Annotated in this window: 11 protein-coding genes; 1 reads left to right on the top strand and 10 read right to left on the bottom strand. The window is 68.5% G+C overall.

Annotated features, from left to right (window positions below; translation table 11 throughout):
* Positions 1-32: 32 nt before the first annotated feature.
* The 5 genes from KPB06_RS26030 to KPB06_RS26010 all read right to left on the bottom strand — a co-directional run bounded on the left by KPB06_RS26030 (position 33) and on the right by KPB06_RS26010 (position 6,189).
* Positions 33-1,451, bottom strand: coding sequence for an MFS transporter (locus tag KPB06_RS26030; RefSeq protein WP_081075298.1), 1,419 nt, complete (start codon positions 1,449-1,451; stop codon positions 33-35).
* A 257-nt stretch (positions 1,452-1,708) separates the two neighbouring features.
* A complete protein-coding gene (locus KPB06_RS26025; protein WP_275905937.1) occupies positions 1,709-2,545 on the bottom strand; it encodes an ABC transporter permease in 837 nt (278 codons plus the stop codon).
* 37 nt (positions 2,546-2,582) lie between these two features.
* Positions 2,583-3,857: an ABC transporter permease gene (locus KPB06_RS26020; RefSeq protein ID WP_275905938.1), complete on the bottom strand. Its 1,275-nt coding sequence runs from the start codon at positions 3,855-3,857 to the stop codon at positions 2,583-2,585.
* Between the two features lie 102 nt (positions 3,858-3,959).
* Positions 3,960-5,006, bottom strand: a complete 1,047-nt coding sequence (locus KPB06_RS26015) for an ABC transporter substrate-binding protein (protein ID WP_059582832.1) — start codon at positions 5,004-5,006, stop codon at positions 3,960-3,962.
* Positions 5,007-5,082: 76 nt separating this feature from the next.
* Complete coding sequence (locus KPB06_RS26010; RefSeq protein WP_059582835.1) at positions 5,083-6,189, bottom strand: ABC transporter ATP-binding protein; 1,107 nt, start codon at positions 6,187-6,189, stop codon at positions 5,083-5,085.
* A 107-nt stretch (positions 6,190-6,296) separates the two neighbouring features.
* On the opposite strand from KPB06_RS26010, the gene pdxR reads away from it, so the two are divergent.
* A complete protein-coding gene (gene pdxR / locus KPB06_RS26005; protein WP_059639156.1) occupies positions 6,297-7,817 on the top strand; it encodes a MocR-like pyridoxine biosynthesis transcription factor PdxR in 1,521 nt (506 codons plus the stop codon).
* A gap of 27 nt (positions 7,818-7,844) precedes the next feature.
* Here pdxR and KPB06_RS26000 read toward each other — a convergent pair whose 3' ends face one another.
* The 5 genes from KPB06_RS26000 to KPB06_RS25980 form a co-directional block, all read right to left on the bottom strand.
* The gene (locus tag KPB06_RS26000) at positions 7,845-8,879 is read right to left on the bottom strand and encodes a lipase secretion chaperone (protein WP_275905939.1); all 1,035 of its coding nucleotides are present in this window, start codon (positions 8,877-8,879) and stop codon (positions 7,845-7,847) included.
* 3 nt (positions 8,880-8,882) lie between these two features.
* Positions 8,883-9,977: an esterase/lipase family protein gene (locus tag KPB06_RS25995; RefSeq protein ID WP_275905940.1), complete on the bottom strand. Its 1,095-nt coding sequence runs from the start codon at positions 9,975-9,977 to the stop codon at positions 8,883-8,885.
* Positions 9,978-10,198: 221 nt separating this feature from the next.
* The gene (locus KPB06_RS25990; RefSeq protein ID WP_124657196.1) at positions 10,199-12,331 is read right to left on the bottom strand and encodes a TonB-dependent copper receptor; all 2,133 of its coding nucleotides are present in this window, start codon (positions 12,329-12,331) and stop codon (positions 10,199-10,201) included.
* Positions 12,332-12,414: 83 nt separating this feature from the next.
* Positions 12,415-12,783, bottom strand: a complete 369-nt coding sequence (locus KPB06_RS25985; RefSeq protein WP_059639152.1) for a DUF2946 domain-containing protein — start codon at positions 12,781-12,783, stop codon at positions 12,415-12,417.
* Positions 12,784-12,938: 155 nt separating this feature from the next.
* The gene (locus KPB06_RS25980; protein WP_059582855.1) at positions 12,939-13,475 is read right to left on the bottom strand and encodes a cytochrome b; all 537 of its coding nucleotides are present in this window, start codon (positions 13,473-13,475) and stop codon (positions 12,939-12,941) included.
* Positions 13,476-13,585: the final 110 nt, after the last annotated feature.

The following is a 13,585-nucleotide window of genomic DNA, read 5'->3' as shown; positions in this document are numbered from 1 at the left end:
TTGCCGCGCGCCGGCTGTGACCGTGCCGCGCGCTACTCCGCCGCCGGCTCCTTCACGCGCTCCGACACGACCGGCGCGCCGGCCCGATGCGACGGCGCGAACAGCCGCAGCCCGCTCGCGACGCTCGCCGCGCCCGCGAACCCCGCACCGAGCATCAACGCAAGCGTCGGCCCGTGGCGGCCCGCGATCCCGAACGACAATGCAACCAGCGCCGCGCCCGTGGCCTGCCCGATCAGCCGCGCGGTCGCGATGATCCCGCTCGCGCCGCCGCTGCGTTCGGGCGGCGCGCTCGACATCAGCGCCTTCAGGTTCGGCGACTGGAAGAAGCCGAAGCCCGCGCCGCACAGCATCATCCGCCAGCCGATGTCGACGACGCCCGGCGACACCGGCAGCGCGGCGAGCGACACCATCCCCGCACTCAGCAGCGCGAGGCCGATCGCGCCGAGCAGCCCGGGCGGATAACGATCCGACAGCCGCCCCGCGATCGGCGCGGCGAGCGCGACGACCGCCGACCACGGCGTCATCAGGAAGCCCGTTTCGACCGCGCTGCGATGCAGGACGGTTTCGAAATAGAACGGCAGCGACACGAACGCAAGCCCCTGCGCGGCGAACGCGCACACGGCGGTCAGCGCGGACAGCGTGAACACGGGCCGGCGGAACAGGTCGATCGGCAGCATCGGCGCCGGGTGCCCGGCCTGGCGGCGGATCAGCAGCCAGCCGAACGCGAATGCCACCGCGGCCGCCGCGAACACGACGGAGCGCGGCCCGCGCTGCGCGAATTCGCCGAGCGCGAAGATCAGCGATGCGAACGTGATCACGTTGAACAGCGCGGCGACCGGATCGAATACATGCTTGCCGCGCGCCGTCCGCGGCAGCGACGGAATCGCCACGGCGAGCGCGAACACGCCGAGCGGCACGTTCACCGCGAACAGCCACGGCCATGCGGCCACCGAGAGAATCAGCGACGCGATCGTCGGCCCCACCGCGAACGACACGCCGACGACGAGCGCGTTGAAGCCGACGCCGCGCCCGAGCCGGTGCGCGGGGAACAGGCCGCGGATCAGCGCGACGTTCACGCTCATGATCGCGCTCGCGCCGAAGCCTTGCACGATGCGCGCGGCCGTCAGCATCGGCAGCGTGGCCGCGAGCGAACAACCGAGCGACGCCAGCGTGAACACCGCCAGCCCGGCGACATACACGCGCTTGTGGCCGACGATGTCGCCGAGCGACGCGAACGGCAGCAGCGTCGCGACCATCGCGAGCTGGTACGCGTTGATGATCCACACGGACGCGGCCGGCGACGCGTGCAGGTCGGCGGCGATCGCGGGCAGCGCGGTGTTCGCGATCGCGGTGTCGAGCGTCGCGAGCGCGACGGCCAGCAGCACGGCGGACATCGCGCGCCAGTTGACGGCCGGCTCGTGCGCGCCGGCGGGGGAAGCGAATTCGGACAAGATGGGCTCGGCTGACGAGCGACGCGCGGCGTCGCGGATTGAGCGGCGCGGCGCCGGACGCCCCGTGCAGCAGCACGGGAACGCGCGGCACCGCGAGCCGTATTGTTGCAGAGCCGCATCGAACGTGCAGGCGGCCGCCTCGTCAGTCAGCGAAACGAAAGATTCGGTGCGCCGCGGCGGGCGCGCGCCATCGATGCAGACGCAACGACCGGCGCACTCGCGGCCCCGCCGGACGGCACGCGGCCGGCCGCCGCCATTTACGACACCGCACGCCGCGCATTGCGGCCGCGCAGCCATTCGAGCGCGAGCAGCAAACTCGTCGAGAAAATGATCAGGATCGTCGCGAGCGCGGCGATCGTCGGGCTGATGTTCTCGCGAATGCCCGTGAACATCTGGCGCGGCAGCGTCGTCTGGTCCGCGCCCGCGAGAAACAGCGTGACGACCACTTCGTCGAACGACGTCGCGAACGCGAACAGCGCGCCCGACATCACGCCCGGCGCGATCACCGGCAGCGTCACGCGGAAGAAGGTCGACACCTGATTCGCGCCGAGCGACAGGCTCGCGCGCACGAGGTTCTGGTTGAAGCCCTGCAGCGTCGCGGCCACCGTCGTCACGACGAACGGCACGCCGAGCGCCGCGTGCGCGGCGATCAGCCCCGTGTAGGTATTCGCGAGCCCGAGCGGCGCGAAGAACAGGTACATGCCGACGCCGACCACGACGACGGGCACGATCATCGGCGACAGCAGCACGGCCATCAGCAACGCCTTGCCGCGGAAGTCGGCCTTGGTCAGGCCGATGGCCGCGAGCGTGCCGAGCACGGTCGCGACGACGGTCGCCGACGGCGCGACGATGAAGCTGTTTTTCGCGGCCATCCGCCACTCGTCCGACGCGATCAGGTTCTCGTACCAGCGCGTGGAAAAGCCTGGAATCGGATACACGAGGAACGTGCTCGACGAGAACGACAGCGGCACGATCGCGAGCACCGGCAGGATCAGGTACAGCAGCGTCAGCACGACGAGCACGCGCAATGCGACGTACCACGCGCGCTCGACGAACGACATGTGCGGCGCGAACAGCGGCCTGGCGAGTTTCATGGTCGGCATCCCCTTCCCGTTTTCCTGTGCCCGGCGCTCAGCCGAGGCTCACGTTCGAGCGCGCGAAGCGCCCGTACACCGCATACAGCACGAGCGTCGCCGCGAGCAGCAGCCCGCCGAGCGCACACGCCATGCCCCAGTTGATCGTCACGTTCGTGAAGTACGCGACGTAGTAGCTGACCATCTGGTCGTTCGGCCCGCCGAGCAGCGCGGGCGTGATGTAGTAGCCGATCGCGAGGATGAACACGAGCAGCGCGCCCGCGCCGACGCCCGGATACGTCTGCGGCACGTACACGCGCCAGAACGCGGCGAACGGATGGCTGCCGAGCGACACGGCCGCACGCTGGTAGGTCGGCGGAATCGACTTCATCACGCTGTAAAGCGGCAGGATCATGAACGGCAGCAGGATGTGCGTCATCGAGATGTACACGCCGACGCGGTTGAACAGCAGCGTGAGCGGATGCGAGATCAGCCCGCTGCCGATCAGCGCCGTGTTGATGAGCCCTTCGCTCTGCAGCAGCACGATCCATGCGGCGACGCGCACCAGCACGGACGTCCAGAACGGAATCAGCACGAGGATCATCACGAGGTTCGCGCGCCGTTCCGACAGCGTCGAGATCCAGTACGCGAGCGGATAGCCGAGCAGCAGCGCGAACAGCGTGACGGCGATGCCGATCACGAAGGTGCGCCCGAAGATCGCGAGGTAGATCGACTGATCGGGATCGGCCTGCACGATATGGCCGAAGCCGTCCTGCTTGTGGTCGAGCGCGGCGAGCAGATAGAACGGCGACACCTGGCTGCCGTTCTTCGCGATCGCCTGCCAGTACGCGGGCTCGCCCCAGCGCGCATCGAGATCGATGAATTTCGCGCGCGTCTGCGCGGGCGTCAGCGCCGCGTCGCCCGCGTTACCGTCGCCCTTGATCGGCATCGCGCGTGCCGTCTTCGCGACGAGCGAGCGATAACCGGGAATCTCGGTGTTCAGGCGCCGTGCGAGCGCGCCCATCGCCTCGCTGTCGGCCACCTTCGTCATGTCGGCCGCGAGCGCGACATACGCGGCGTCCGCCGGCGGCGTCTTGCGGTCCCAGCCCGACAACGCGGCGACCGTGTTCGGCAACGCGGTCGCGATTTCCGGGTTCTGCACCGCGCGCGTGAGCAGCGTGCCGATCGGCACGACGAAGATCAGCAGCAGGAAAATCGCGAGCGGCGCGACCAGCAGCAGCGCCATCGTGCGCTTGCGCGCCTCGGCGGCCTTCAGCTCGCGCTTGAGCGCGGCGGTCGACGGCGAGGAAGGCGCGATCGTGATCGTATTCAACGGTTCTCTCCGGCCGGGCACGTTCCGGCGGAAGGCCGCGCGACGGGTTCGACGCGTCGCGCGGCCGGTTGCATCACGGCATCCTTCAGGATGCCCGACCGGTTACTTCGTGGCCCACGCGGCGAAGCGCTGTTCGAGCTCGTCGCTGTGGTCGGTCCAGAAGCCGATGTCCTCCAGTACCGCGTTCTTGCCGTTGGCCGGCGAGTTCGGCAGGTTCGCGAGCGTCTTCGCGTCGAGCGACTTGATCGCGGCGACGTTCGCCGGGCCGTACGCGATGTGCTGTGCATACGCCTGCTGCGGCTTCGGCGTCAGCGTGTACGCGATGTACTGCTCGGCGAGCGCCTTGTTCGGCGAACCCTTCGGAATCGCCCAGTAGTCGAGGTCGTAGATGCTGCCGTTCCACACGACCTTCAGGTTCTTGCCTTCCTTCTGCGCGGCGTCGATGCGGCCGTTGTACGCGGTCGACATCACGACGTCGCCGGCGACCAGGAACTGCGGCGGCTGCGCGCCCGCTTCCCACCACTGGATGTACGGCTTCAGCTCGTCGAGCTTCTTGAATGCGCGATCCTGGCCGGCCTTCGTGCCGAGCACCTTGTAGACGTCCTTCGTCGCGACGCCGTCGGCCATCAGCGCGAATTCGAGGTTGTAGCGCGCGCCCTTGCGCATCCCGCGCTTGCCGGGGAATTTCTTCACGTTCCAGAAATCGGCCCAGCCGGTCGGCGCGGTCTTCAGCTTGTCCGCGTTGTACGACAGCGCGGTCGACCATACGAAGAAGCCGACGCCGCACACCTGCGGCGATTCCGGAATCAGGTCGGATTTCTTCGCGATCTTCGACCAGTCGAGCTTCTCGTACAACCCTTCGTCGCAGCCGCGGTTCAGGTCGCCCGATTCGACTTCGACCACGTCCCAGTTGACGTGCTTGGCCTCGACCATCGCCTTCACCTTCGCCTGCTCGCCGTTGTATTCGACGGCCGTGACCTTGTTGCCGGTCGCCTTCTCGAACGGCTGGTTGAACGCGACCTTCTGCGCGTCGCCGTTCGCGCCGCCGAAGTTGACGACCGTGAGTTCGGCAGCGGCGGCCGATGCGCCGAACGCGACCAGCGCCAGCGCGAGCGCCGTGCGGCGCGCGGTAAAGCTTGCTCGTTTCATGATGGTTCCTCTCCTCTCGTGGTGGAAGTGGGCTTTGTTGTTGACGACGTGCTACGGGAAACCGGGTGAGCCATGCTCACGCGAACACGCGCAGGTGTTCGGGCGAGAACGCAAGCGAGACGGGTGCGCCGGGCGAGAACGCGTCGAGCGCGCCGGTGCCGAGCGGCACCTTCACGAAGCATTCGTCCTGGCCCGGCAGCGCGCAGCGCATGCGCACGTGATCGCCGAAATAGATGAGGCTGCGCGCCTCGCCGGTCACGCGGTTGGCGGCGGCGCCGTTCTGGTGACCGTTCGCGAGGCCGTTGGCGAGGCTCATGCGTTCGGGGCGGATGCACGCGACGGCCGCCGCGCCCTCGGCGGCCTCGCCGATATGGCGGCCGACGAGCTTCGTGCCGTCGTCGAGCCGGAACTCGCAGAATTCGCCGTCGACGCGCGCGATGGTGCCGCGCAGCCGGTTGCTGTCGCCGATGAAGTTCGCGACGAATTCGTTGCACGGCGATTCGTACAGGCGGTCGACGGTGTCGAGCTGCTGCACGATGCCCTTGTCGAACACGGCGACGCGATCGGACATCGTCAGCGCCTCGCCCTGGTCGTGCGTCACGTACACGAAGGTCACGCCGAGCTTTTCGTGCAGTGCCTTCAGTTCGTACTGCATGTGTTCGCGCAACTGCTTGTCGAGCGCGCCGAGCGGCTCGTCCATCAGCACCAGCTTCGGCTCGAACACGAGCGCGCGCGCCAGCGCGATGCGCTGCTGCTGGCCGCCCGACAGTTGCGCCGGATAGCGTTTCGCGAAGCGCTCCATCTGCACCATCTTCAGCGCATGCGCGACGCGCTCCGCACGCTCGCCGGCCGGCAGCTTGCGCACCGTCAGCGGATACGCGACGTTCTGCTCGACCGTCAGGTGCGGAAACAGCGCGTAGTTCTGGAACACCATGCCGATGTTGCGCTTGTGCGGCGGCACGTTGTTCAGCAGCTCGCCGTCGAGGCGGATCTCGCCGCCCGTCGGGAACTCGAAGCCCGCCAGCATCATCAGGCAGGTGGTCTTGCCCGAGCCGGACGGCCCGAGCAGCGTCAGGAATTCCCCTCGGTGGATGTCGAGGTCGAGCGATTTGACGACCAGCGTCTCGCCGTCGTAGGTCTTCCGCACGCCGCGAAAGCTGACGATTACATCATCGGACTTCATCGTGCTGTCCCCTGGTTCCGCGCCAATTGATTTTGAGATGCGAGCCACTATACGGCCCGCACGGTTCTATACTAGGGAACCATTTCAATATTCCTAGTAGGACCACTTTGGATACCGTGATCCTCGCCGACTGGCTGTCCGCCCGTCTGGACCGCAGCTCGTCCGAGCCGATGTACCGGCAACTGCTGCAACTGATGCAGCAGGCCATCCTGACCGGGGAATTGGGGCCAGGGACGAAGCTCCCGAGTTCGCGCACGCTCGCGGGCGACCTGTCGATCGCGCGCAATACCGTGCTGCACGTGTACGACCAGTTGACCGCCGAAGGCTACGTGCTGACGACCACCGGCAGCGGCACCTACGTGGCCGACACGCGGCCGGACGCCGCCGCGATCCGCGTACCGGGCGCCGCGCCGCCGTCAACGGCCGGCGAACTCCCGCCGCCCGACGCGCAGGGCAGCCTGTCGATGCGCGGGCGGCAATTGGTCGAGCATGCGGGCGTCTCGCGGCGCCAGTGGGGCGCCTTCATGCCGGGCGTGCCGGACGTGTCGGAATTCCCGAGCCGCACGTGGAGCCGCCTGCAGGCACGGCTGTGGAAGGAGGCCAATCCGGAGCTGCTGACCTATGCGCCGGGCGGCGGCTACCGCCCGCTGCGGCGCGCGCTCGCCGATTACCTGCGCGTCGCGCGCTCGGTCAAATGCTCGCCGGACCAGGTGATCATCACGACCGGCATCCATCAGTCGATCGATCTCGCGGTGCGGCTGCTGTCCGACATCGGCGATCGCGCGTGGGTCGAGGAGCCGTGCTACTGGGGCGTGCGCAGCGTGCTGCAGGCGGCCGGCCTCACGCTCGCGCCGGTGCCGGTCGACCAGGAAGGGCTCGACCCGCGCGCGAGCGACATGCAGCATCCGCCGCGGCTCGTGCTCGTCACGCCGTCGCACCAGTACCCGCTCGGGATGGTGATGAGCCTCGCGCGGCGCCGCATGCTGCTCGAATATGCGCGCCAGCACCGCTGCTGGATCATCGAGGACGACTACGACAGCGAATTCCGCTACGGCAGCCGCCCGCTCGCGTCGCTGCAGGGGCTCGACGACGGCGGCCGCGTGATCTACGTCGGCAGTCTCGGCAAGATGCTGTTCCCGGGGCTGCGGATGGGCTACATGGTCGTGCCCGAGCATCTGGTCGACACCTTCCGCACGGGGCTGTCGGAGTTGTACCGCGAAGGCCAGCTGATGCAGCAGGCCGTGCTGGCCGAATTCATCATGGACGGCCACCTCACGTCGCACGTCAGACGCATGCGCACGCTGTACGGCGAGCGCCGGCAACTGATGATCGACGCGATCCGCGCGCGCTTCGGCGACGCGCTGCCCGTGATGGGCGACGAGGCCGGCCTGCACCTGGTGCTCGGCCTGCCCGATGCGTGCGACGATCGCACGGTCACGCAGAGTGCATTCGACGCCGGCGTGATCGTGCGCCCGCTCACCAGCTACTACAGCAATGCCGACACCGCGCGGCAGGGTTTGCTGCTCGGCTATGCATGCGTCCCGCACGAAGGCATCCGGCCCGCGTTCGACACGCTCGCCCGTGCCATCGAGCAACATCTGCCACGCAACATCTCGCGCGCGGCATGACGCCCGCCGCGCGCGGCGGCGCGCGGATCAATGCGCGCTTCCCGCTCCACGATCGAGCGATGCCGCACGCACGGCCTCGCCGGGCTTCGTAAACACGCGCTGCCGCAGCGCGGCGATCTGCGCGTCGCGATCCTGCGGCGACAGGCCAGCCGACTCGATCTGCGCACGCTGCGCCGCGTAGTCCGCGTAACGGCTCTGCCACGACGCGTCGTCCTGCTGCATCTGCGCGACGCGTGCGGCCGCCTCGGGGCCGAGGGTCTGCGTCAGTTGCGCGCGCATCGCGTCGGGCGTCGCGCCGCTCTTCTGCAATTGCGCGATCTGGTCGATCGCGGCGCGCTGCCGCTCCACCCGCTGCCGCGCCGCGCGTTCGTCGGCCGGCATCTGCTGTTCGAGCGCCGCGAGCCCCTCGGCCTTCTGCGCGTCCGTGAGTGAGCGATCCTGAACGATCTTCAATCGTGCGAGGTCGTAGCGCTGCCGCCACTGCTCCGCGCCGAAAAACGGCTGGCTCCAGTCGCCGAGCGTGCGGTACACAAGCGACGCGCGCTGGTCGAGCGCGAGCTGCAACGCACCCGGGTCGGACTTGTCGACCGCGCCGGCATCGGGCAATTTGGCGAGCGCGTCGAGATACGCGCGATACCGGTGCCACACGTCGAGCGCCTCGGCCTGCGCCACCGTGCCGTCGAGCTGCGCGGCGATTTCGCGGGCGACGAACGCGTCGAGCGCGGCCGCGCTCAGGTCGCTCTGCGCGGTCAGGCAATAGTCGAAGAAATCGCGCACCGCGCGCGATTTCGCGAGATGGCCGCCTGCATCGAGCGGCAACCGCGGCGCGCTGGAGCCGGCGAGCGACGGCGGCAGGCCCGCCCTCGCCGGCGCGGCGGCCTGCGGTGCGGCGGTGGCTACACCCCCGACCGCGGCCGCATCCTGCGCATCACTCGTCGCGCCCGTGCCTCGATGCGATCCCGCACCGCTCCACATCGCGACGCCGGCAATCGCCGCCAGCCCCACGACACCATAGATTGCAGCGCGCCGCGCGAGCGGCGCGCGCCCTTCACGTGCCGCCATCGATCACACGCCCGCGAGCTTCAACCGGTTCGCATGCGTGCGGATCACCGCGACCGGATCTTCCGCATACGCGCCGCGCACGCCGAGCAGCTGGTTGATCTCGTCGACATGGTTCCACTTGTAGCTCGTGCTCAGCACCTGGCCATACAGCGCGCTGCACCTCGACACGAGCCCGTCGTTCGGGCCCGAGCCGCGATTGATCATCACCGTGCCCGTGCCGTACAGCGCGGGCGTCGACACGTCGAGCGCGTTCGCCGGATCGACGACCGGAATGGTGCTCGTGTCCGTCGCCCCCGTCACGCCGAGCACGGAAAGCGTCGGCTGGATCGCCGTGCCGGCCCACGAATACAGCAGATGCGTGTTGCCGCCGACGGTTTCCGTCGGCGCGCCGGTCTGGCAACTGCCGGGCGCGCCGAGGCCCGCGCTCGGATAGTTCTGGTTGTAGGTGGCCGCTTGCGCAGTCGTCAGCGTCTTCAGTGCGGCGAGGGCGTCCTGGTTGGTGTTGTGGCTGCTGCTCGTCAGGATCCCGAACACATTGACGAACGCGGCGATCACCGTCGACGACAATCCGGTCGGATCGTACGCGAGCACGCCCTGCACGAAGTCGGCGAACTCGGAGCCGCGATGCGGCGTGCCGATCGTCGTCACCGACGCGACGAGATCGGGCGCGACGGCCGCGACATAGCGCGACGTCAGCCCGCCCTGGCTGTGACCGACGAGATTGACCTTGGTCGCGCCGGTCGCGGCGAGCACCGTCTTCACGTAGGCCAGCAACTGCTCGCCGCGCCCGTTCGGGCCGTCGTCGCTCTGGAAGCCCGACACGTTCGCGACGTAGACGGTCGCGCCATGCTGCTGCAGGTCTTCCTGGATGCCGTACCAGTAGTCGAGTACGCCCGCATACTTGTCGGTGCCGGTCAGCCCGTGCACGAGAATGATCGGATAGCGCGTCGTCGCATAGTCGTCGGCGGGCGCGGTTGCCGCCATCGCCGTATGCGTCGTCGCGAGCGTCGTCAATGCGGTCGTCCCCGCGAACGGCGCGACGCTCATCGCGCATGCCACTGCCCCTGCCATTACCCTGGAACGCATCGATTTGGCCATGCATGTTCTCCTGGTTATTGTGCTGCCGGTGCGAATGACACCGGATCGACACGCACGCCGCATCGCGCGCGCCGCGTGTGTCGAATGCGGGAGTGAAGCACGACTCGCGAACGTTTGCGCCCCGACTAGATACGGTTCTCTAATCGGTTGACGCGCGCCGCCCGTTCGGGCGGTGCGGCGCCCAGGCACGCGCATGCTGCGACGCACACACGCGTGGCTCGCTACAGCTTCGCGCTCACGCGCACCCACGCGGTACGCCCCGGCTCCATCACCGGCGCGTTCGCCGGATAGCCGAAGCCCGCGTTGCCGGCGAGGTTCAAATGCTCGGTGTAGGCCTTGTTCAGCACGTTGTCGACGCCGACCGAGATCTGCACGGTCTTGCTGACGTTGTACTGCGTATGCAGCGACAGCACGCCGAATCCGGCGCTCGGGCCGAAGTCCTTGCCGACCACGTTGCCCGCGTTGAGTGCATAGCGATGCTGCGGCGCAACGATGCGCCACAGGCCGCCCGCCGACCATGCACCGCGCGTGTATTCGAGCCCGATGCGCGCCTCGAGCGGCGGCATTTGCGGCAGCGGATCGCCGCTCGCCACGTTGCGCCCCCACGCATACGCGAGCGACGTCTCGACGCGCAGCGGCGCGACCGGCCGCCACGACAAGCCGGCTTCGCCGCCCATGATCTGCGCGTTGACGTTCGTGGCCTGCGTGGTCGCGCCCATCATGCCGGCTGCATAGTTGAACAGGATGAAGTCCTGTACGTAACCCGCATACGCGGACACCCACGCATCGAACCGGTCGCTCTTGTATTGCGCGCCGATATCGAGCTGCGTGGTCTTCTCCGGCTGCACCGCCGAGAATGCGTTGACCGAGCCGGCCGGCCCGCGGGTCGCGGAAAACAGTTCCCAGTAGTCCGGATAACGCTCCGCATGGCCGATCCCCGCGTACCACGTGACGGGCAGCGACGCGAGATCGCGCTCGTAGCGCACGAAGCCGCTCGGCAGCACCCTCGACCGGTCGTCGTCGAAAGTCGGGTTCGGCTTGCTCTTCATCATGCCGCTCGTCGTCGCGCGCTTGTCGCGTGCGCTCGCATAGTCGACTCGCGCGCCGCCGATCACGCGCGACACGTCGCTCGCATACCAGGTCAGCTCGCCGAACACGCCCGCGTTCCACATCGTCGCCTGCGCATTCCACGGCTGGTCGCGGTAGTTCTGCCGCCCCATCGCCGAACGCGAATCGAGCCGGTTCGATTGCGCATCGACGCCCGTGACGAGCTTGACGTCGTCGCCGAAGCGGAACGTCGCGGCCGCGCGCGCGCCGACCGTGCGGCGCCGCACGTCCGCGGCCATCCGCATCGGCATGCTGCTCGCCGGGTCGGGCTGCCGCAGCGTGTAGTTGTCCATCACGTGATCGGCTTCGTTGTAGTACACGCGTGCCTCGATCCGGTCGAGCACGTCGCCGAGATGCCGCTTGTCGAACGACAGGCCGAACGTCTCGCGGCGGAAATGCGCGCCGTCCATCCCGCGGCCGGCGTAGCGCGCATAGCCGTCGCCGGTGCCGGCGGTCAGCTCGACGCGCGTATGGTCGTCGGGCGTCCAGCCGAGCGCCGCATCGGCGTTCCACTTGTCCCACTGCGACGGCACGGTGTTGCCGTTGCCGTCCTGGTAGTCCTGCGAATGCGCGTGGTTCGCGGTCACGCGGCCATAGACGTCCGGCGTGCCGGCGCTCAGGTCGACGTTCTGGTCGTTGCGGCCGAACGCCCCCCCGACGAGGCTGCCGTCGAAGCGCATGCCGGGGCGCTCGAAACGCGGTGTCACACGTTCGAACAGCACGGTGCCGGCCGACGCGCCCGGACCGTACAGCACGGTCTGCGGCCCCTTCACGACGGTGACCTTGTCATAGCTTTCCGGTGCGATGTACGACGTCGGCGCATCCATCCGGTTCGGGCACGCGCCGAGCGTCGGCATCCCGTTCGCCAGGATGTTCAGCCGCGACCCGAACATCCCGCGCAGCACGGGGTCGCCGTTCGTGCCGCCGCTGCGGATCGACGTGAAGCCGGGGATCGTCTTCAGGTAATCGGCGCCGTCGCTGGCGGGCAGCGGCTGGCGCGGCGCCTTCGGATCCGTGACGACGACGAGCGGCGTCGACAGCGGCGACGCGACGACTTCGACGGGCGGCAACAGCGCGGCCGCGTCGGCCGTCGCCGCGCCGGCAGCAGGCACGGTTTCGGCCGCGGCGGTGCTCGCGGCGAGCGCGCCGGCGGCCAGCGCCGGAACGGTAAGTTTCAGCATGCGCGGCAGAGGCCGCGCACAGGCATTGCGGAGCGCCCGCGGCGCACGCAACTGGGAATGGGTCATGATCGAAAGCCCGAGTGACGCCCTCCACGCGGCCTTGGCGGGCCGCACGGATATCGGCGGTGATAGGAACGGAAAGAAACGCGTCAGGCGCGCTCGGGCGGTGCGCGCGGATAGGCGCGCGGATAGCGGTCGCTGTGCGCCGCGACGGCAGGCGACGCGGCGGCGGCAACGGAAACGACGGGAATGGATTCGACCGATGCGGCGGCAGGCGCGCCGATCGCCGGGCTATGCGCGAAGAAAGCGCAGTAGCCGCACGCGTCGAGATGCAGCGCATGATCGTGCACGCCGCCCGCACCGGATGAACGATGCGCACCATGCTCGGTACTGCAGACGATCGCCTCGGGCGTGGCCGCCTGCGCGATACGCCACTGCGACACCAGCGGCGCCGCGATCGCGATCCAGATCGCGAGCAGGCCAAGCCAGGCAGTCAGGTGACGATGTCGGTACAGCATGGACGGCGACGCGTAAGCGGAACGTAAAAACAGCCGAGATGTTACAGAATGTTCAACGTGATGACCAGTGCGGACGACCGTAAACGAACCGGGGGCGCATGGTTGTCAACACAACCATGCGCCCCCCGCATGCGGTGCGCGCCGGCGGCGGATGATCAGGGCGCCATGCGCCGCAACACGTCGTCGCGCCGGATGAAGTGATGATAGAGCGCGGCCAGCGCATGCAGACCGATCACGAAGTAGAACGCGTTGCCGATCAGCTCGTGCGCTTCCTTGATCGTCGGCCGCAGCGCCTTGTCGGGGCCGAACAGCGTAAACGACACGCCGAGCCAGTCGAGCGACACCGGCTTGCCGCCCATGTTGATCGTCATGATGCCGAGCAGCGGCTGCGCGATGATGAACGCATAAAGCGCGAAATGCGCGAGCTTCGACAGCCAGCGCAGCAGCGCCGCCTGCGCAACCGGTTCCGGCACGCGGCTGACGACGCGCCACAGTACGCGCAGCACCGACAGCACGAGGACGCACGTACCGGCCGTCACATGCACGTTCATCCAGAACGCGCGGCTATCGCTGCCCTTCGGTCCGCGGATCTCGATGGCCAGATAGGCGAGCGCGACCAGCAGGAAGACGGCCCAGTGGAAGAAGATCGCGGGCGAGCTGTAGCGCGTCTGTTTCGCGAGGATGTTTTTCATGCTTCGTCTCGTGTCGTATTCGGGGAGAGGCGCCGGCCACCGGCCTGCGCCCGGCAAAGCTGTGACGATTGTAGCCGCACGGGTGTCCGGCTTTGCACGACGCGGTCAAA

The organism is Burkholderia semiarida (genome assembly GCF_029268935.1).
Taxonomy (GTDB): Bacteria; Pseudomonadota; Gammaproteobacteria; order Burkholderiales; family Burkholderiaceae; genus Burkholderia; species Burkholderia semiarida.
The sequence above is the reverse complement of the archived record's forward strand: the minus strand, read 5'-3'. Positions and strand labels throughout refer to the sequence as shown.